Origin of the sequence: Leifsonia shinshuensis (assembly GCF_031456835.1) — a bacterium.
In the GTDB taxonomy this organism is placed as follows: Bacteria; Actinomycetota; Actinomycetes; order Actinomycetales; family Microbacteriaceae; genus Leifsonia; species Leifsonia shinshuensis_C.
The window spans coordinates 1612292-1629814 of record NZ_JAVDVK010000001.1 but is presented as its reverse complement, the minus strand read 5'-3'; the positions used below and the strand labels follow the sequence as shown (position 1 = coordinate 1629814).

21 protein-coding genes are annotated in these 17523 nt (G+C 66.7%); 11 read left to right on the top strand and 10 right to left on the bottom strand.

The genetic code is table 11. The features are described 5' to 3' along the window. Nucleotides 1–300 precede the first annotated feature (300 nt). From J2W45_RS07935 to J2W45_RS07915, 5 genes are all read left to right on the top strand, one after another. The gene (locus tag J2W45_RS07935) at nucleotides 301–1302 is read left to right on the top strand and encodes a TIR domain-containing protein (protein ID WP_310130552.1); all 1002 of its coding nucleotides are present in this window, start codon (nucleotides 301–303) and stop codon (nucleotides 1300–1302) included. Between the two features lie 554 nt (nucleotides 1303–1856). Next, entirely contained in the window at nucleotides 1857–2231 is a 375-nt protein-coding gene (locus tag J2W45_RS07930; RefSeq protein ID WP_310130549.1) for a TIR domain-containing protein, read from the top strand. 7 nt (nucleotides 2232–2238) lie between these two features. Beyond that, complete coding sequence (locus J2W45_RS07925) at nucleotides 2239–3198, top strand: caspase family protein (protein WP_310130547.1); 960 nt, start codon at nucleotides 2239–2241, stop codon at nucleotides 3196–3198. Between the two features lie 1056 nt (nucleotides 3199–4254). Further along, nucleotides 4255–5478 (top strand): integrase core domain-containing protein, encoded by a 1224-nt coding sequence (locus J2W45_RS07920; RefSeq protein WP_463675611.1) that lies wholly within the window; start codon nucleotides 4255–4257, stop codon nucleotides 5476–5478. Nucleotides 5479–5930: 452 nt separating this feature from the next. Then, complete coding sequence (locus tag J2W45_RS07915; RefSeq protein ID WP_310130544.1) at nucleotides 5931–6425, top strand: peptidoglycan-binding domain-containing protein; 495 nt, start codon at nucleotides 5931–5933, stop codon at nucleotides 6423–6425. 19 nt (nucleotides 6426–6444) lie between these two features. Here the strand turns inward: J2W45_RS07915 and J2W45_RS07910 are convergent, their stop codons facing one another. Continuing rightward, entirely contained in the window at nucleotides 6445–7125 is a 681-nt protein-coding gene (locus J2W45_RS07910; RefSeq protein WP_310130543.1) for a response regulator transcription factor, read from the bottom strand. Nucleotides 7126–7216: 91 nt separating this feature from the next. Between J2W45_RS07910 and J2W45_RS07905 the strand changes: the two genes are divergently transcribed. After that, entirely contained in the window at nucleotides 7217–7381 is a 165-nt protein-coding gene (locus J2W45_RS07905) for a hypothetical protein (RefSeq protein ID WP_310130541.1), read from the top strand. 45 nt (nucleotides 7382–7426) lie between these two features. Here J2W45_RS07905 and J2W45_RS07900 read toward each other — a convergent pair whose 3' ends face one another. Beyond that, on the bottom strand, nucleotides 7427–7624 hold the full coding sequence (locus J2W45_RS07900) for a cytochrome c-type biogenesis protein (RefSeq protein ID WP_310134967.1): 198 nt from the start codon (nucleotides 7622–7624) through the stop codon (nucleotides 7427–7429). Between the two features lie 69 nt (nucleotides 7625–7693). After that, on the bottom strand, nucleotides 7694–8131 hold the full coding sequence (gene arfB, locus J2W45_RS07895; protein WP_310130539.1) for an alternative ribosome rescue aminoacyl-tRNA hydrolase ArfB: 438 nt from the start codon (nucleotides 8129–8131) through the stop codon (nucleotides 7694–7696). A 53-nt stretch (nucleotides 8132–8184) separates the two neighbouring features. On the opposite strand from arfB, the gene J2W45_RS07890 reads away from it, so the two are divergent. Continuing rightward, nucleotides 8185–8412 (top strand): RNA-binding S4 domain-containing protein, encoded by a 228-nt coding sequence (locus J2W45_RS07890; protein WP_310130536.1) that lies wholly within the window; start codon nucleotides 8185–8187, stop codon nucleotides 8410–8412. A gap of 24 nt (nucleotides 8413–8436) precedes the next feature. Here the strand turns inward: J2W45_RS07890 and J2W45_RS07885 are convergent, their stop codons facing one another. Then, on the bottom strand, nucleotides 8437–9015 hold the full coding sequence (locus J2W45_RS07885; RefSeq protein WP_310130533.1) for a TetR/AcrR family transcriptional regulator: 579 nt from the start codon (nucleotides 9013–9015) through the stop codon (nucleotides 8437–8439). Nucleotides 9016–9091: 76 nt separating this feature from the next. Between J2W45_RS07885 and J2W45_RS07880 the strand changes: the two genes are divergently transcribed. Next, nucleotides 9092–9388, top strand: coding sequence for a hypothetical protein (locus tag J2W45_RS07880; RefSeq protein ID WP_310130530.1), 297 nt, complete (start codon nucleotides 9092–9094; stop codon nucleotides 9386–9388). 120 nt (nucleotides 9389–9508) lie between these two features. Here the strand turns inward: J2W45_RS07880 and dinB are convergent, their stop codons facing one another. Beyond that, nucleotides 9509–10705 carry a DNA polymerase IV gene (dinB, locus tag J2W45_RS07875; RefSeq protein WP_310130529.1) on the bottom strand — a complete coding sequence of 399 codons (1197 nt, stop codon included), beginning with the start codon at nucleotides 10703–10705 and terminating at the stop codon, nucleotides 9509–9511. A 65-nt stretch (nucleotides 10706–10770) separates the two neighbouring features. Beyond that, complete coding sequence (locus J2W45_RS07870) at nucleotides 10771–11412, bottom strand: class I SAM-dependent methyltransferase (RefSeq protein WP_310130528.1); 642 nt, start codon at nucleotides 11410–11412, stop codon at nucleotides 10771–10773. 360 nt (nucleotides 11413–11772) lie between these two features. Between J2W45_RS07870 and J2W45_RS07865 the strand changes: the two genes are divergently transcribed. Further along, nucleotides 11773–12939 carry an RtcB family protein gene (locus J2W45_RS07865; protein WP_310130527.1) on the top strand — a complete coding sequence of 389 codons (1167 nt, stop codon included), beginning with the start codon at nucleotides 11773–11775 and terminating at the stop codon, nucleotides 12937–12939. 37 nt (nucleotides 12940–12976) lie between these two features. Here J2W45_RS07865 and J2W45_RS07860 read toward each other — a convergent pair whose 3' ends face one another. After that, a complete protein-coding gene (locus tag J2W45_RS07860; protein ID WP_310130526.1) occupies nucleotides 12977–13324 on the bottom strand; it encodes a hypothetical protein in 348 nt (115 codons plus the stop codon). 74 nt (nucleotides 13325–13398) lie between these two features. Here J2W45_RS07860 and J2W45_RS07855 point away from each other — a divergent pair, with 74 nt between their 5' ends. Beyond that, nucleotides 13399–14502: a nuclease-related domain-containing protein gene (locus J2W45_RS07855; protein ID WP_310130524.1), complete on the top strand. Its 1104-nt coding sequence runs from the start codon at nucleotides 13399–13401 to the stop codon at nucleotides 14500–14502. A gap of 94 nt (nucleotides 14503–14596) precedes the next feature. Beyond that, nucleotides 14597–14926, top strand: a complete 330-nt coding sequence (locus tag J2W45_RS07850; RefSeq protein WP_310130523.1) for a DUF4326 domain-containing protein — start codon at nucleotides 14597–14599, stop codon at nucleotides 14924–14926. Nucleotides 14927–14950: 24 nt separating this feature from the next. Here J2W45_RS07850 and J2W45_RS07845 read toward each other — a convergent pair whose 3' ends face one another. From J2W45_RS07845 to J2W45_RS07835, 3 genes are all read right to left on the bottom strand, one after another. Then, nucleotides 14951–15487: a GNAT family N-acetyltransferase gene (locus J2W45_RS07845; protein ID WP_310130521.1), complete on the bottom strand. Its 537-nt coding sequence runs from the start codon at nucleotides 15485–15487 to the stop codon at nucleotides 14951–14953. A 54-nt stretch (nucleotides 15488–15541) separates the two neighbouring features. Beyond that, entirely contained in the window at nucleotides 15542–16156 is a 615-nt protein-coding gene (locus tag J2W45_RS07840; protein ID WP_310130517.1) for a class I SAM-dependent methyltransferase, read from the bottom strand. Nucleotides 16157–16395: 239 nt separating this feature from the next. Further along, nucleotides 16396–17478 carry an epoxide hydrolase family protein gene (locus J2W45_RS07835; protein WP_310130514.1) on the bottom strand — a complete coding sequence of 361 codons (1083 nt, stop codon included), beginning with the start codon at nucleotides 17476–17478 and terminating at the stop codon, nucleotides 16396–16398. Nucleotides 17479–17523 lie beyond the last annotated feature (45 nt).

The window sequence follows — 17523 nt, the reverse complement described above, 5'->3', positions numbered from 1 at the left end:
TTCCGTGACGCTTTGCGGTCGTACCCAGTGGCGATTGCTCCGACGAAAACCCCCACTCCTCGCTGAGGCACGGAACTTCGAGACAACCCGTGAACCTGACATTCGCCAGGAGGGAAGTTCGACATGGAGCGTGACACTACGTCCCCGCACTCGAACTAGGTCATCGAAGAATTCGCGGAACGCGCGCAATCGCTCAGCGGGGGCTTGCCGAGCACTTGTTGGATGGCTTTCACGTTCGCGCTGCCCCTCCCGCGGACGCAGCCGCGACGATGCAAGCAAGAAAGACAATAGGGTTCTGACATGGCATCAACCGTTTTCCAGCCGCTCGACAAGCCGTCGATCATCGAAGCACTCGAAGCGAGCAACACGGGCGGTACCCTCGGTCGCCTTGAGGCGGGAATGGAACTTAGGCCAAGCGCGGACAACAAGTCCATACGAGCCACGCGCATCGTGAACGCATGGTTTGCGCATCGCGACACTGACGAGTTGATATTTCGCTTCCTCGACTCGACGTATGTGCAAGCAGAGAACGCCGATCGGCTCCGCGGGTCGAGAGAGTTCAGGCAACTCAAACGGACCCTTGATCGGCGGGGGGTCCACTTTTCCGAGTCCGGGTTCTTCGTCGACAACAAGCGGCCCCCCGAGCCAATACCTTCATCCACTTCTGATGTTCCGCCACCATGGTCCGCCCCGACTACCGCGAATCCATCATCGGAATCGGTGGTTATTTGGACACAGCCAGCTAGGCAAACACCAACCCCGGAGAAAGTGATGACACGCGACCCCAAGAAAGTCTTCCTCGTCCGTGGCCGCGACACGCGACCGTTTGTAGCACTTGAACAATTCCTCCACTTCGCCGGATTGACCGTAATCAGTTGGCAGGACGCCGCCCATCTGACGGGAAAGCCTCAACCGCACACCTACGAAATCGTCAAGGCCGGGATCGACTCTGCGGGAGCGACCATCGTCATTTGGTCAGCAGATGATGAGGCGCAACTTAAGGCCGACCTCGGCAAAGGTCCGGGTGACCCCGCAACCCAAGTCATGGGCCAGGCACGACAGAACGTCATCTTCGAGGCCGGAATGGCTTACGCGACGTCGCCGAACAACACCATCTTCGTGTCCTCCGATAGCAGTCTTCGTATGCCATCGGACATCGAGGGATTTAACTGGGTCACACTCGACGGCAGTTGGGGTAGTCGTGAGGACCTAATCAACCGGCTCAAATACACGGAGGCTGAGCCATTGCTTCACGGGACAAACCTAAATGATCGACTCGCCGGCCCGTTCAAGGTTGAATAATGCACGTTTGAGAGCCGGGAAGCGGGCTCTATGAGGTCGGGCCCGTTTTGGAATCCAACTGAATCGCCATCGCGCACGCGCACCTCGGCAGTGAGCATCTGCCTTATGACTTCATGGTCGACTTGGATGGCTCCGAGGTGCCAGTGCTTTCCGCGTTCGGGGTTTCGCCCTCCGCGTTGGTGGCAAAACTGGACGCAGTGTTTGCACGAAGGAGACGGTTCACCCGACCCGGTTCCCTTCACGATTGGGGCGAAGAGGGCTCTATCACTGGGGAAAGGGGAGGCGGAGCAGCTTGGGGGCGCGCAGGTAGGCGCCTAACACTTTTCCGGGGTTTGCTGCGGGAACGAGGCTCAGCCTTCTTGGTGTTGGATCAGCTTGGCATCGAGGCGGCAGATGCTCGCGCAGCACTGAGAAGTGGCGGCGCAGCAACCGGTCGACTAGATCAATCTGCAAGCCCCCCGTTTGAGGACTTGAGAAATTATCGGCTGCGCCGATTGACTCGAAACCAAACCGAGAAGCCGCTGCGGTGTTCGCCGTAGGCAAGAGGGGGAACCATGTCGAAGATCGTGTTCATCGCTTTCGCGAAAGAAGATGAGAGCACGCGAAACCTGTTTACCGGACAACGAGTCCATCCGGGCACCCCCTTCGAATTCACGGACATGTCCGTGAAGGAGCCCTATTCTTCCGAATGGAAGTCGAAGGTTCGCACGCGGATTCGTCGCTCGGATGGAGTGATCGCTCTGATTAGTGGCAACACTCCGAGGGCAACTGGGCAGCTCTGGGAGATCCAATGCGCGGTCGAAGAAGGTAAGCCCGTGCTCGGCATCTGGATTCAGACCGGGTACCGTGTCAAGCCGGCTGCCATGGGCACAGCTCCATGCAAAGACTGGACCTGGGACAACGTCGCCGCATTTATTGACGGGTTGTGAGCCTGCTGTGAAGCGCGCGCTCCTCGTCGGTGTCGATCATTACACGAATTTCAACGACCTCGGCGGGTGTGCCAACGATGCCGAGGCGCTGTACCCACTGCTTGCCAGGAACGAGGACGACAGCCCCAACCTGGAGTGCCGCCTGCTCGTGTCTCGCGATGCCACCGCCCCTATTACAAGGGATCAACTTCTCGAGAGTGTTGACGAGTTGCTGAGGGCGAGTCCAGACTTTGCGCTTCTCTACTTCGCGGGGCACGGAGCCCCCGTGAACGGTGATGTTGCCCTGGTGACCACCGACGGAACTCCGACAACACCTGGGGTTGCGTTCGGCGAACTCCTCACGCGGATAAACTCGAGCGGCGCGAAGGAGGTTGCGGTCGTTCTCGACTGCTGTTTCTCCGGCGGCGCGGCGACGATTGCTGCGCTGGACAGAGATCTCGCCCACCTGCGAAGCGGGCTAGCCATCCTGACCGCCAGTCGCAGCGACCAGGTCTCAATGGAGACCGAACACGGGCGCGGCCAATTCTCCACCTATCTTGAAGCTGGTCTGCAAGCCGGAGCCTGCGACACCCTCGGCCACGTCAACGTCGCAGGACTTTACTCATACTTATCGGAGTCCTTTGGCGCGTGGGAACAGCGCCCAACCTTCAAAGCGAACATCGATCGGCTCCATGACATTAGAATCTGCGATCCGCGAGTGCCCCTGGGCATCCTTAGGCAACTCGATTCATGGTTTCCAACTGCCGATCATGAGTTTCCTCTCGACCCCTCGTACGAACCTGACGCGCAGCCAGAGGACAAAGAACACGAGGCGGTGTTCTCGGGCTTGCAGAAGCTGAGGGCATGTCGACTCGTAGAACCGGTCGGCGAGGAGCACATGTACTATGCGGCCATGAATCGCAAGTCGTGCCGGCTGACAGCGCTCGGCAAGCATTATCGCGAACTCGTGGTCTCAGGGCGGATATGACTAGGGTCGGGTTCACCGGACATCAAAGCCTGAGCGCCTCAGTACACGCGTATGTTGAACGGCACCTTCAGCAGGAACTGAGCGCCGTAACTAGGCCGCTTGTGGGGTATTCCAGCCTTGCTGAGGGCGCCGATCAGATTTTCGCAGAATTGACTCTCCAACTGGGCGGGGCATTGCGAGCAGTAGTCCCGAGCCGAAATTACGAGACAACGTTCGATGATGCCGGGCTAAAGAACTATCGCCGATTGCTAGCAGCGGCAGAAGGCATCGAGCGACTTGACTTCGACGAGCCGAGCGAGGCGGCCTATGAGGCAGCTGGCAAAAGGATCGCCGCCCACTGTGACATCATGTTCGCGGTTTGGGATGGAGAACCAGCGAGAGGTAAGGGAGGCACCGCAGACGCCGTCGCATTCGCCCGGGCTGCTGGCAAGAGGGTGGTCGTGGTTTGGCCAGCGGGCGTCCAAAGACCGTAAATGGTCGTGCAAACTTTGCAGACTCTCGTACTGGGGTTTCGCGCTATCTTCGTCCCGATGTGCTCACCGCGTCTAGCGACGTTGACCGGAAGGTTGGATTTCAGATTTGATGTCATGTCTCAAGACATCGGTGACAGTTCTGTCTCAATAGATCGGTGACTGTTTGAGCTGTCTTGGTGGTGACAGTTCTGCGCGCCGACGCCATCGGTCCTGTGATGGTGTGCTTTAGGGTCGGGGCATGGATGTGTTCTGCCCGCGATGTGGGTCGCTGATGTCCGAGGTGGAGGGTTGGCTGACCTGCACTCGGGAGGGCGTGGGGGTGTCGCCACATCTTCGGGCGAGCTCGAGCGGTTTGTTGCGAGCCCTCCTGAGAAGCCGGCTGCCTCGAGCCTTGGCCGCGGAAGCGAGTGGCATTGTCCGGCGGATGGCGAGCTTCTCGCTTTCGATGACGGATTCCTGGAGTGCCGAAGGTGCCATCGCAATCTCCCCGGCAAACTTATCTATGAGACGGTCGAGTTTAACTGGCCGGCGAAGACCAAGGCATGATCTCTCGTTAGTCGCGGTTGCCCTCGATCTTTGAGGGATGAGCGCTGTTGATCCGGTTGATCCTCGTGTCCGTCTCGCGATTGTCCAGTGGCCTGATGATGCGCCGCGGGGAGCGGTGACGACGTTTTGTATGGAACACGGGATCGCGCGGAAAACGTTCTATGCGATCCGGAAGAGAGCGCTGCTGGAGGGGCAGGCTGCCGCCCTTGAGCCGCGGACTCGTCGACCGGCGGCGAGCCCGAACAGACTGTCAGATGAGGTGAAGGCTCGGGCAGTCGCCGTCCGCGCGGCGTTGGAGGCCTCCGGGCTGGATCACGGTCCGATTAGTGTTCACGAGAAGATGCGGGCGCTGGGGATGGACCCAGTGCCGGCGGTCTCGTCGCTGGCGCGGATCTTCCGCGATGCGGGTGTTGCCCGGCTGGAGCCGAGGAAGAAGCCGCGGGCGGCGTTCCGACGGTTCGTCTATCCGGCGCCAAACGCGTGCTGGCAGCTGGACGCAACCGAATACGTGCTCACCGGAGGCCGCAAATGCGTGATCTTCCAGCTCATCGACGACCACTCCCGGCTCGCCATCGCCTCCCATATCTCCTGGGGCGAGACCTCCGAGGGCGCGATCGCCGTGGTCAGCAAAGGCATCGCAGCTCACGGTGTTCCGCGACGGCTGCTCTCCGACAACGGGTTGGCGTTGAACCCATCCCGGCGGGGGATCCTGGGGCAGCTGGTCGCCTATCTGCGATCGCTCGGGGTCGAGCCGATCACCGGGAAACCCTATAAGCCGACCACGCAGGGCAAAAACGAGCGCTTCCATCAAACGCTGTTCCGATGGCTGGACAAGCAACCGTTAGCTGAGACGCTCGAGCAGCTCCAGGCCCAAGTCGACACATTCGATCTGATCTATAACAGGGAACGCCCGCACCAAGGATTGCCTGGTCGGGTGACTCCGGCGCTGGCGTGGGCGGCGACACCGGTGGTCGAACCTCCTCGTCCGCCTGCTCAACCGGCGGCGCCGATCGGGGAGAAGGAGGGCCCGTGGGAGACGCGGATCCAGGCCAACGGCACCGTCTATGCTCGCGGCACCAAGTTCCAAGTCAGCCGCACCCTCGCCGGCCAGATCGCCTATCGGCTCGAGGAAGACCACCGGCTCCTGATCTTCGACGCCCACGGCACCCTGTTGGCCGAATACGTTTGGCCTGAGCCGGGGACCAAGTACGTCGGCAGCGGCAACCCCCGCGGACCCCGTGGCCCACGCACAATCCGCTAACTGTCACCGATGTCCTGAGACATGAACTGTTACCGATGTCCTGAGACATGAACTGTCACCGATGTCCTGAGGCAGAACTGTCACCGATGACTTGAGACATCACAGGATTTCAGATTTGACCTATGGCCAAATTTGCCCACAATTTGCCCACAATCGAGTGAGTTCCTAGGTGATCGCAGTCATCGCTGGGAGGTCAAAAAGCGCGGAATTTCGCGGATTTACGCATCACGCGACGGCGCTTAAAGGGTGGCCGCAGTTTTCGAGTCCCTGCAGTGGCCTCTCCGCTCCCGCATTGCAGCATCCCGCCGCCCGCTCGCTGCAGCGCGACTTCCCGCACTGCCTGGAGTCATTGCCGCACCCGACCCCGTCTGCGACACTGCCCCTAGAACGCCGGTGCACCGACACTTCGCCCGGACTTTCCGGGGCTGCGCTGGTCGGGAAGGGACGCGATCATGTCGAATCCAGGACAGCCGACGGTGCAGCAGGGGGACACCGGCACCACCGTCAGGCGCGTGCAGCGCGCGCTGCGCCGGACGCCCAACCTGAGCGTCGTCGTGGATGGGATCTTCGGGCCGGCGACGCACGCGGCGGTCGTCGAGTTCCAGCAGGGGGCCGGCCTGGTGCCCGACGGGATCGTCGGGCCGCTGACCTGGGCGGCGCTGCCCGATGGGGGGCCCATGCCGTTGCTGCACGAAGGCACCCACGGGCCCGTCGTGTCGAGCCTGCAGACGGTGCTGACCAACGGTGCCGACCAGTGGGGCGGGGTCACGCCCGGGCCGATCGACGGGATCTTCGGGCCGCGCACGCGGGAAGCGGTGGAGGCGTTCCAGGGCTGGGCGCTCATCACCGTGGATGGTGTGGTGGGGGACCAGACGTGGAGCGTGCCGCTGCATGCGGCGAACGCGACGCTGGAGTCGGCGGTCGGGCTGGAGTACGTGGCGTCCTAGGGCCCGAATCGCTGCCGGCTCAGCGCCCCTCGGTCACCCACCGCTCGATCCGCCGGTGGTCCGGCGTGAACCCGTGCTCCACGCCCCACAGCACCGCCTGCGTCCGGCTGTCGGCGCCGATTTTGCGGTAGACGCTGCGGATGTGCGACTTGACCGTGTTGGGGCTGAGGTAGGTGAGCTCGGCGACCGCCGCATTGCTCTTGCCTTGCGTGATCAGGGCCAGGATCTCGGACTCGCGGTCCGTGATCCCCTCTTGCTTGCCCGGCCAATCGAGCTCCTCGGCGCTGCGGGCGCGCGGCGGCGGTTCGCTCAGCACGATCTCGCCGGCATTCACAGCCTCCAGAGCTGCGACCAGCTCCGGGGCGGAGAGCGTCTTCGACAGGTAGCCGTGGACGCCCTGCGCGCGAGCGCTCTCGATGAGTTCGGGATGGAAGTTCCACGTGTACACGACGACGTGGCGGGCGCGCGGGTTCTTCACGAGCTCGCCGATCTGCGCGTGGCCGGACTCGGGCTGGGCGAAGGCGTCGTAGAGCACCACGTCGATCGACTCGCTCAGCGGGGCGTTCGCGTCGATCTCGACGACCTCCAGGGTGTCGCTGTAGGCGTCGAACATGTGCGCAAGGCCCAAGAGCACGACGTCGTAGTCGTCCACGAGCGCGATCGTGAACGGCTTCTTCGTTGTTGTGGCCGGTGCCGACATGGCGCGAGATTACACCCCTAGGGGTGAGGCGACCCTCCCGCGCCGGTGGTTGCCTGGGACCATCAGCCCAACTACCAGAAAGGGTCCCCTGATGAACATCCTCCTGATCGTCATTGCCGTGATCGCCATCATCCTCCTGCTCACGGGAGGCTTCGTCTCGTCCCTGAACTTCCTGCTCTGGGTCGGGATCGTCCTGCTCGTGCTGGCCGTGATCGTCTGGCTCGTGCGACTGCTCACCGGCAGCCGGCGCGTCTGAGACGTCCGTCGTCGGGCGCCGGCGCGCCGTCGACCATTGCGGTCGTCAGGCGCCCGAGCGCCGGCGGCGGCGCACCAGCGCGACGATGATCAGCACCACGCCCACGATGAGCACGATGGGGCCGATCGTGCCCCACACCGGGGAACCGCTCATGACGGACCCGCCGAGCACGTTCAGCCCCTGGAGCGTCCACAACAGTCCGATGAGGACGAGCACGATCCCGACGACGACCAGCAACCACATGGTTCTCACGGAGTGAGGCTACGTCCGAACGCGCGATCCGTGTGTGCTCCGCTTCAGACCGCTGCCGACTCAGTCGTGGGGAGGGCGTCGCAGCCGCTTGATGTCGGTGCGGCGCTTCTTCGCATCCAGACGCCGCTCCTTCGCGCCGCGGCTCGGCTTCGTCGGTCTGCGCGGTGGCGCCGGCGGGCGGAGGGCGTCGGCCACGAGGCCTGCCAGTCGCTCGCGCGCGGCATCCCGGTTGCGCAGTTGCGCGCGGTGCTCGGACGCCGCGATGGTCAGCTTCCCGTCGACGATGCGGCCGCTCAGGCGATCGAGGATGCGCTCGCGCTGCGCGGGCGAGAGAACAGTGGATGCGGCCACCTCCCACACGAGCTCCACCCGTGAGTCGGCGGTGTTCACACCCTGCCCGCCGGGACCGGACGACCGCGAGAACCGCCACGACAGCTCGGACTCGGGGATGGTGAGTCCGGCGTCGACCTGGAGGCCGGGACGGTGGGCGGTGGGCATGCCTCCATCATCCTCTTGCGCGTCGGCAGCGCCTCGTCGGTTAGCCTGTGGATATGGCCGCATCCGCTCCGATCGAAGACGTCCCCATCGGCAGTGACGGCATCCGCCTCGGCCAGTTCGTCAAGTTCGCGGGGCTCCTCGACTCCGGGGGGAACGTGAAAGAGGCCATCATCGACGGCTACGTCACCGTCAACGGCGAGGTCGACCGCCGGCGCGGACGGCAGCTGCAGATCGGGGATGTCGTCACGTTCGAGGGGCGCAGCGTCCGCGTCAGCCCCTGACGGTCTCGTCTGGCCGGGGGAGCGTCAGCGCGTGACCATGGCCTTCGCCGTCGCCACGACGTGGGCGCGGTAGCGGCGCTTGGCTTCCTCGTCGGAGACGTCGCCGAACACCATCCGGACCAGCTGCGGCGCCGCCACGAACCAGTACGCCATCGAGATGATGGAGAAGAAGATCGCCTCGGCATCGCGGTTGGTGTCGTCACCGAGTGCGGCGCGCACTGCGGCGACGCGTGACTGGAAGTAGTCGGAGCGTTCCTTGAGCGCGGGGACGTCGTCCGCGCCGTAGTGCAGCCCCTCCTGCTCGAAGAGCCAGGCGACGGACGGGTCCGCGGTGAGGAAGTCGAACAGGTCGCCGGCGTACGCGGCGAGATCGTCGGACTGGATGGCGACCGTCTTGGCGAGTTCACCGAGTTTGGATTGCAGGGTCGCCTCGAACAGGTCGTCCTTGTTGCCGATGTACGAGTAGATCGACGCCTTGTTGACCTCGGCCCGATCGGCGATCCGGTCGACCCGCGCGCCGCCGACGCCGTGGCGCGCGAACTCCTCAGCGCTCGCCTCCAGGAGCAGGCGGATGCTCTCGTCCCGGTCGTACCGTCTGGCCATGGTCGCGCCTCCCGCTTTCCTTTTGCTCCGACGTGGTCTAGTATACAACTAAACGTTTAGTTATATTGGAGATGAAATGAACGTCGAACTCACCGCACGCACCATCACCGAGGCTCGGCTCGACGCCGCGCAGGTGGCAGAACTCACCAGCCGCCCGCAGGCGGCCGGCCCGCAGATCGTCCTCCAGGGCGAGGGACTCGGCTCGCCTCGCCAGTGGACCGCCCAGCTCCCGACCGCCGCAGACCGCATCGTCGTCGAGTACGACTCGGCCGCTGGACGCTTCGAGCGCTCGTGGGCACTCTCGGCCGAGACCCGCAGCACCCGGTACTACACGCTGGAGCACGGCACGGACGGCGAATACATCAGCCGCTGATCTCAGCGAAACACGTCGGCCGGACGGTAGTGGCCTGACGAAAAGGGGCGCAGCATCCGCTGCGCCCTTTCGCTGTCCTGGCGCGCTCGACTGTGCCGCGCGGTTCTCGACCGGATCGCGCTATTCGTGCTCGGGCAGCAGCGGCGCCGACCATCCCTGATCGCGGCCGAGCTGCGCGGCACGCGCCACGGAGGTCGCGCCGAAGCGGTCGCGGACAGCGTCGAGGGCGGTGTCGAGTCGCGCACCGTCCCCCCAGTCGATCGGCAGTTCGGGTTGGAAGCTGTCCGACCGCCCCAGGTGCGAGAGCGAGATGCCGATGAGGGTGATGCCCCGCTCCGTGATCTCCGGCTGAACCGCCGCCAACAGGCCGCGGGCCACCGTCAGAAGCACCGAGGTGCGGTCCGACGGGAAGCCGAGCGTGCGCGATCGCGTGGCCCGGGAGAAGTCGCCGAAGCGCAGCCGCAGCACGACCGTGCGGCACGTGCGGTCGCCATCCCGCAGCCGTCGAGCCAGCCGGTCGACGATCTGGGTGAGGATGAGGTCGAGCTCCTCCGCGGTGCGCGGGCGGCTTCCGAGCGCCCGCTGGGATCCGATGGAGCCGCGCCGCTTCGTGCTGTCGACCGGCCGCGGGTCGCGCAGCCGGGCCAATGCGTGAAGGTGGGCGCCGGTCGCCTTTCCGAGCAGCCGCTCGGCGGTCGCCTCTTCGAGCTCGGCGAGCTGGCCGACGGTGCGGATGCCGAGGCGGTGCAGCTTCTCCGCGGTGACGGCGCCGACTCCCCACAGGCGTTCCACCGGCAGGGGGAGCAGGAACTCCTGTTCGCGGTCGGGTTCGACCAGCAGCAGGCCGTCGGGTTTGCTCACGGCGCTGGCGACCTTGGCGAGGAACTTGGTGCGGGCGATCCCGACCGAGATGGCGAGGCCGACCTCCGCGCGCACCCGCTCGCGCAGTCGTGCCGCGATCTGCTCGGGCGTGCCGGCGATGCGCCGGAGTCCGCCGACCTCGAGGAACGCCTCGTCGATCGACAGTCCCTCGACGAGGGGAGTCGTATCGCGGAAGATTGCGAAGACGTCCTTGCTCGCGGCCGAATACGCGTCCATCCGCGGCGGGACGACCACGGCCTCCGGGCACAGCTCGCGTGCCTGCCGGCCGCCCATCGCGGTGCGCACACCGCGCGCCTTCGCCTCGTAGCTCGCCGCGAGCACGACACCGCCGCCGACGATGACCGGTCGACCGCGGAGCCCGGGCGCATCGCGCTGCTCCACCGAGGCGTAGAAGGCGTCGAGGTCCGCGTGCAGCACCGTCGCCTCGCCGCGCATGCCGCCTCCAATCGCTCGAACGTATGTTCGAATCCATGGTCGCAGAGACCCCGGACATCACGCCATCAGGTTGTCGCCTCCCGCACCGCACGAATGCGCTCCACCGAGCCCGAGTGCAGGCGCTCGTCCTCGACGACCGCCAGGCCGGCGGCCTCGACCTCGCCGCGGTGGCGGCGCGTCAGGTGCTCGCCCTGGAGCGGGATGGTGAAACGTTCGAGCATCCACTGGCCGGCGAAGAGGACGGCGCGGTCGCTGCGGACGTGGTCCACGACGACCACCGACCCGCCCGGCGCCACCACTCGTGCCATCTCCGCCACCGCGACGGCGGGACGCGGGATGGAGCACAGCGCCAGCGCGCACACCACCGTGTCGAACGATGCGTCGTCGAAGGGAAGGGCCTCCGCGTTGCCCTCGCGGAGGTCCACCGGCCGGCCGAGCTCGGCGGCCCGTCTCCGCGCGATGGCCAGCATCTCGGGACTGAGGTCGACACCGACAAGCGACACATCCCGCCGGTAGAACGGGAGGCTGCGGCCGCTGCCGATCGCGACCTCCAGCACGCGGCCGGCCGCGCGCTCGCCGACCCATTCGCGCGTCCCGGCGAGCATCGACCGTTCGGCCTTGGCCACCTTCGAGTCGTAGCTCTCCGCATGCCGACCCCAGTGGCGCTGCTGGCGGCGCAGTTCGCGGGACTCGTCCGCATCCTTCATGGGGCCATTCTGGCCGCAATGCGAGGAAGTGGAGACTGATTCCTGGACATCGCGCTCTGCGTGCCGCTATGCTCGCACAGCTGCGCCGATCGGCCAGCGAACGTACGCCCCGTTGATCTGGAGAGAGGACCGAGCCGTGAGCTATCTGCGCCCGCTCAGCCCTCAGCGACCGCTGCCCACCAAGCGCGGCCAGCGCGATCTCCAGCACCTCGTGTAGGCGCGAACCGTCATTTCTCGACGCTCCGTTGCCCTCGAGGGCCCGGGGCGTTCGACGTCTCCCAGCCGTTTCAGGTCGGGATGTGTCGGATCTCTCGGGTGCCATCCATCCACCCACCGAAATCCACACAGACAAGAAAGACGATGAGAGAGATCAACAAGCGCTTGCTCAGCTGGGCGAGCATCCTCGACGCGAAAGCAGAGGAGCAGGCGCGGACCACATCCACGATGCCGTTCGTGTTCCCGCACATGGCACTGATGCCGGACGCCCACCTCGGGCTCGGAGCGACGGTCGGGTCGGTGATCCCGACGCTGCGCGCGGTGATGCCGGCCGCCGTCGGCGTCGACATCGGGTGCGGCATGATCGCGGTCCGGACGCAGTTCCGGCTCGACGAACTGAACGGCGACCTGCGGGTTCTGCGGGAGCAGATCGAGCGGGCCATCCCCGTGTCGGCCGGAGCGCACAACAACAAGATCGTCGCGACCGCGGCACCGAGAGTGGCCGAGCTGGAGGCCATGGCCGAGGCTGCGGGCTTCGACCCGGCGCAGGCGCTCGGCACCTGGCGGGAGCAGCTCGGGACGCTGGGCAGCGGCAACCACTTCATCGAGGTGAGCGTCGACGAGACCGACGGTGTCTGGCTGTTCCTCCACTCCGGGAGCCGGGGAGTCGGCAACAAGATCGCCCAGCGCCACATCAAGGTCGCCCAGCGGCTGATGGAGAACTGGTGGATCACGCTTCCCGACCCGGATCTCGCCTACCTCGTCGAGGGCACGCCCGAATTCGACCGGTACATCGCCGAACTGCGGTGGGCGCAGCACTACGCGCTGCTCAACCGTGAGGAGATGATGGACCGGGTCGTCCGGCAGTTCAGCGAGTGGATGGGGACCGCAGTCACCGAGGCGGAGCGGATCAACTGCCACCACAACTTCACCCAGAAGGAGACGCACTGGGGGAAGAGCGTGTGGCTGTCCCGGAAGGGCGCGATCTCGGCCCGCGCCGGCGAGCCCGGGCTCATCCCCGGGTCGATGGGCACCGCCTCCTACGTGGTGGAGGGCCTCGGGAACGCGGCCGCCCTGCAGTCCAGCCCGCACGGCGCGGGCAGGAACTACTCGCGGAGCGCGGCGCGGAAGACGTTCACCCACGACCAGCTGAGGGAGGCGATGAAGGGCATCGAATACCGGGACACGGATGCGTTCCTGGACGAGATCCCCGCCGCCTACAAGCCGATCGACCAGGTGATGGCGGACGCGTCAGACCTGGTGAAGGTGCGGCACGAGCTGCGGCAGATCGTCAACGTGAAGGGCGACTGAATGGATGGGGCGTCAGCCATGGCGCCCCATCCGTGCCTCAGCGTGGCGCGGCGCCGCCTTCGCGCGTGAACGCGTACGCCTCCTCGGCGAGCGACTCCCACACTCCCGGAGCCGCATCCGTCACCACCAGCCACTGCCGCATCGGGCTCTTCTTGCCCGCGCGGAACGGTTCGCCGGTGGAGGCCGCGATGAGCTCGTCGACGCGCGCCGCAGGCAGCTTCACGACGAAGCGCTCGCCGCTCGACACCATGCAGAAGACGGAGCCGTCGACGCTTAGCGCATCCGACCCGAAGCGCCGCGGGCCGCCGGGGATCGGGGGCGTCACGCCGGGACGGCCGACGAAAGCCGTCACGATGTCGTCGAAGCGGTCGTGGACGGTGGTCATGGTTCACGGTAGCGCAGCAGCGTCCCCAGCTCGGGGGCGAGACCGCCAGCGGCCCGGCGGATACCGTCGTCCTTGTGCCCGATGAACCCTCAGCGCCGACGACGGCGGAACGCGTCGACTTCGCGGGCATCAACGCGCTGTCCTCACGGCCGGCCGGGTATGCGGTCGCGCTCAAGTGCCTGCAGGTGCAGGCGGAGGAACAGGAGCGCGACCCCAACCTGAGGTCCGACGAGCGGGTGGTTCTGCATCCCGACGCGTGGTCCTGGTATCAGGGCGCGGTGGGCGAGATGGCCGTGGGGCAGATGCTCGCTCAGCTGGGGCCCGCGTGGTTCGTCCGGCACTCCGTCCCGATCGGTGCAGGCACCAAGGATGTCGACCACCTGGTGATCGGGCCGGCCGGCGTCTTCGCCATCAACACCAAGCACCACGCGGGAGCTTCGGTGTGGGTCGGTGATCACATTCTGAAGGTGAACAACGTCAACAAGCGCCACCTCCCGTCCGCGGCAGGCGACGCGCAGGATGTGACCCGCAGGCTGGAGGCCAAGACCGGCTTTCCCGTGCCGGTTCGGCCGGTGCTCGCGGTCCTCGGGGCTCGGGCGCTCAAGGACGGTCGCGCACCGCAGAATCGGCCGGTCGCTGTGGTGGATGCGCTGGCGCTCGTGTCGTGGCTGCAGTCGCAGCCCCCGCAGCTGAGCGCGGCAGAGGCCGCCATGCTGAAGCTCGCGGCCGAGGAGCCGCAGACGTGGCACGTCGATCCGCGGGCCGCCGACACGTACCGGGTGATGCAGCGGTTCGAGCGACTGGTCGCCCGCGTCGGGCCGCAGACGCCTCCACTCCAAGTGAGCGCATCTCCGAAGCGGCAACCGACACGACGGCCCGCCGCGGCCGCACCCAAGGCCATTCGCGGGTCTGGGGCGAAAGCGCCGGTGCGCGCGATCGACCTCCTGCGGCCGTGGGGCATGGTGGTCGTGGCGATCGTCGGCATCCTCGTCTTCCGCGCCTTCGCCGGTCAACCGTGCACCTCGCCGACGGGATGCCTGCTCCCGCCGCTCTACCTCGCGATCAAGCCGCTCCTCATTCTGGGGATCGTCGGCCTCGTCGCGTCAGCGCTGCTCCAGAATGTCGCACGGCTGCTTCGGCGGGGCTCTCCGGCTTCACGCAAAGGCCGCCGCCGCTGAGCGCTTCACCGCTCGGACGCATCGGACTCTTCCCACGGAGCACGCGAGTGTTTGATGGGTGCGTGATCCTCGAAATCCTACGCGGGAGCCACCGGTGACCATTCCCGCGTCGCCAGGCGGGCTGCCACGACGCATTCAGTTGAGCCGACGGAAAGGCTGGCGGAAGCCCGAGAACACAGTCGTCGTCGCGAGGCCGTCGAAGTGGGGCAACCCATTCCCGATCGCTGACCTGGGCCGCGCGCAGGCCATCGCAGCGTTCCGGGCGATGCTCGATGACCCGGCGACCCGAGCGGCGTTGGGCTATCCGGAGCCCGAGGAGATCCGGGAGCAGCTCGCCGGCAAGAACCTGGCCTGCTGGTGCCCGCTCGATCAGCCCTGCCACGCCGACATTCTGCTCGAGGTCGCGAATGGACGGCGACGATGACTGCCGAGACGGCCAGCCGGCGCCCTACGACCGCCGCATCCACTCCTCCTGCAGCATGCCCAGCACCACCTCGTCCATGAACTCACCGAGCACCCACGCCGATCGGCGCAGCACGCCCTCGCGGACGAAGCCGTTGCGTTCGGCGGCCCTCAGCATGGCGTGGTTGTCGGCGAGGGTCTCGATCTGGAGGCGGTTGAGGCCGCGGACGACGAAGCCGTAGCGGCAGAGGACGGCGACCACGTCGGTGCCGTAGCCGCTGCCGCGAGCGGAGGGGATGAGGCCGAGGCCGAGGTGGGCGAAGCGGTTGTGGGTGTCGATGCCCCAGAGGTTCGCGGAGCCGATCAGGGCGTCGTCGGCGAGGGAGACGACCGAGAACGCGACCACGTCCTCCTTCGACTCGTCCGTGATGAGGCGCGGGTCCCGGGCGCTGGGGCGGATGGGGCGCCACGGGGAGCCCTCGGCGCGGGAGCCGTTCACCACGTCGTTGTACAGCTCGGCCACCAGGATGGGGATGTCATCCTCGTAGCGCGCCCTCAGACCCACGGTGGTGCCGGTCAGCATCCACCCTTCATAGCCGACGGGTCCCGGCGCCCGCTACGCAGTAACCGCGCCCGCTCAGCCCGCGAGCGTCAGCTCGGCGATCAGAAGCTCGTCTGCGCCATCCGTCCACGTGTCCGTGCGGGCGACGGCGAAGCCGGCCGGCGCGACGGTCTCGGCCAGGTGCTCGACCGAATCGAACGGGCTGTGGTTGAGGTAGCCGGGTGGGGGAGCGGCGCGGTGCCTCGACGGGTCGAACTGCAGGAACGTCGCCGTCAGCGCCCGGCCTCCGGGACGCAGCACGCGCGACCACTCCAGGATGGCGGCGTCAGGATGCGGGAACAGCTGCAGCCCGGTCACGCACGTCACGAGGTCGAAGGTGTCGTCCGGGAGCGGCAGGCTGGTCGCATCCGCCACCAGCAGGTCCGCGTCGGGCAGGTGGCGGCGGGCCTCGTCGATCATGCGCGGGGACAGGTCCACGCCGGTCGCGGCGCCGGTGTAGCCGCGCTCGCGGAGGGCGCGGAGCACCAGGCCGGTGCCGGTCGCGATGTCGAGCACCGCATCCACCCCGTCCAGGTCCGCGAACACGGCGACTGCCGCAGCGAGTCCGCGGTGCATCGGGCTCTCGTCGTAGGTGGGGGCGCGGTCGTCGAAGCGCTCGCGCACCATCCGCAGGTGCTCGTCGTCGGTCACCACGCCAGAGTAGCCAGCGGCCGTGCGGTGCGGGAGGCCCGGGAACGATGCGACGGTCGGCCCACCCGAGCCGACCGTCGCGCACCGGGAATGCAGTACAGCTGCCCGCCCCCTGCGGTCCAGCCTGCCATCCGGTTGCTTAGTGCACACAGTAAAGCGCTTTCGCGGAATGTCAACCGGTCTCACGCGACGTATTCCGGCCGTTCATCGTGCGTTCACATCGGGCGGACCGGCGACGATCAGAGGCGTGCCTCGAGGTCGCGGACGGCCGCTGCGATCGCGTCCGGCGCCTCCCAGGCGGTGAAGTGGCCTCCCCGCTCCAACCGGTTGAACGAGCGGATGTCGGCGTAGCTCTTCTCGGCGAGCGAGCGCGGGTAGGCGGCCTCGTGCCGCTGCACCAGGATCGACGCCGGGACGGTGATGACGGGATGCAGCTCGTCGTCGTCAGGCGACTCCCGGTAGGGGCGGAAGCTCGTGCCGATCGACCGCGTCACCCAGTACAGCGTGACGTTGGTCAGCACGTCGTCGACGTCGAAGCGCTCGAGGGCGTCGCCGTCGCTCCAGGCGGCGACCTTCTCGACGATCCAGGCCAGCAGGCCGCTGGGGGAGTCGATGAGCGCAGCGGCGAGGGTGTCCGGACGGGTGCCCTGCTCGTGCGCATAGCCCGACTCGGCGGGGGAGGCGACGGATGCCAGGAAAGTCCGCTCCTCGTCGGTCAGCTCGACACCGGGGCGCGAGCGCCCGGAGAAGGAGGCATGGCTCGCGACGATGCCCGCGACGGATTCGGGAGAGGAGGCCGCCAGCCAGTCGCTCACGCCGGCGCCGACATCCTCGCCGTAGGTCAGATAGCGGTCGTAGCCGAGCTCACGCGTCATCAGCGCGTGCCAGCGGCGGGCGGTGCCGAATGACGAATACGGCTCGGGCAGCGGGGCCGAGTATCCATAGCCGGGGAGGGACGGGATGACGACGTCCCGCTCCTCGCTGAGCAGGTCGGCGAGGTCGAGCATGGACGCGAACGAGTACGGCCAGCCGTGCGTCAGGACGATCGGCAGCGCACCGCTCGGCGCGCGGGCCGGCGCGCGCACGACGTGCACGGCGCACCCGTCGAGGTCGAGCATCCACTGGTCGTAGCGGTCGAGGCGGCGCTCGAAGGCGCGCCAGTCGTAGCCGTCGCGCCAGCGGTCGACGAGCCCCGCGAGCACGTGCGGGGGGATGCCGTTCGACCAGTCCGGGCCGGGCGTCTGCTCCGGCAGGATGGCGACCTCCAACCGGTGTCGGAGGTCGTCGAGCACAGGCTGGGGGACGTCGATGCGGAACTCCATGAAGCGACGGTAGCGGAGGCCACCGACACGTCGGCAGTGGCGTCG

What these genes read in the sequence shown, in the direction of transcription:
- arfB (WP_310130539.1), bottom strand. Translation starts at nt 8,131, where the DNA reads ATGCCCACCGCCCACCGTCCCGGCCTCCAGGTCGACGCCGGACTCACC.
- J2W45_RS07860 (WP_310130526.1), bottom strand. Translation starts at nt 13,324, where the DNA reads ATGACCACCGTCCACGACCGCTTCGACGACATCGTGACGGCTTTCGTC.
- J2W45_RS07920 (WP_463675611.1), top strand. Translation starts at nt 4,255, where the DNA reads ATGAGCGCTGTTGATCCGGTTGATCCTCGTGTCCGTCTCGCGATTGTC.
- J2W45_RS07885 (WP_310130533.1), bottom strand. Translation starts at nt 9,015, where the DNA reads ATGGCCAGACGGTACGACCGGGACGAGAGCATCCGCCTGCTCCTGGAG.
- J2W45_RS07900 (WP_310134967.1), bottom strand. Translation starts at nt 7,624, where the DNA reads ATGTGGTTGCTGGTCGTCGTCGGGATCGTGCTCGTCCTCATCGGACTG.
- J2W45_RS07930 (WP_310130549.1), top strand. Translation starts at nt 1,857, where the DNA reads ATGTCGAAGATCGTGTTCATCGCTTTCGCGAAAGAAGATGAGAGCACG.
- dinB (WP_310130529.1), bottom strand. Translation starts at nt 10,705, where the DNA reads ATGCGCGGCGAGGCGACGGTGCTGCACGCGGACCTCGACGCCTTCTAC.
- J2W45_RS07935 (WP_310130552.1), top strand. Translation starts at nt 301, where the DNA reads ATGGCATCAACCGTTTTCCAGCCGCTCGACAAGCCGTCGATCATCGAA.
- J2W45_RS07915 (WP_310130544.1), top strand. Translation starts at nt 5,931, where the DNA reads ATGTCGAATCCAGGACAGCCGACGGTGCAGCAGGGGGACACCGGCACC.
- J2W45_RS07880 (WP_310130530.1), top strand. Translation starts at nt 9,092, where the DNA reads ATGAACGTCGAACTCACCGCACGCACCATCACCGAGGCTCGGCTCGAC.
- J2W45_RS07845 (WP_310130521.1), bottom strand. Translation starts at nt 15,487, where the DNA reads ATGCTGACCGGCACCACCGTGGGTCTGAGGGCGCGCTACGAGGATGAC.
- J2W45_RS07905 (WP_310130541.1), top strand. Translation starts at nt 7,217, where the DNA reads ATGAACATCCTCCTGATCGTCATTGCCGTGATCGCCATCATCCTCCTG.
- J2W45_RS07835 (WP_310130514.1), bottom strand. Translation starts at nt 17,478, where the DNA reads ATGGAGTTCCGCATCGACGTCCCCCAGCCTGTGCTCGACGACCTCCGA.
- J2W45_RS07865 (WP_310130527.1), top strand. Translation starts at nt 11,773, where the DNA reads ATGAGAGAGATCAACAAGCGCTTGCTCAGCTGGGCGAGCATCCTCGAC.
- J2W45_RS07870 (WP_310130528.1), bottom strand. Translation starts at nt 11,412, where the DNA reads ATGAAGGATGCGGACGAGTCCCGCGAACTGCGCCGCCAGCAGCGCCAC.
- J2W45_RS07890 (WP_310130536.1), top strand. Translation starts at nt 8,185, where the DNA reads ATGGCCGCATCCGCTCCGATCGAAGACGTCCCCATCGGCAGTGACGGC.
- J2W45_RS07910 (WP_310130543.1), bottom strand. Translation starts at nt 7,125, where the DNA reads ATGTCGGCACCGGCCACAACAACGAAGAAGCCGTTCACGATCGCGCTC.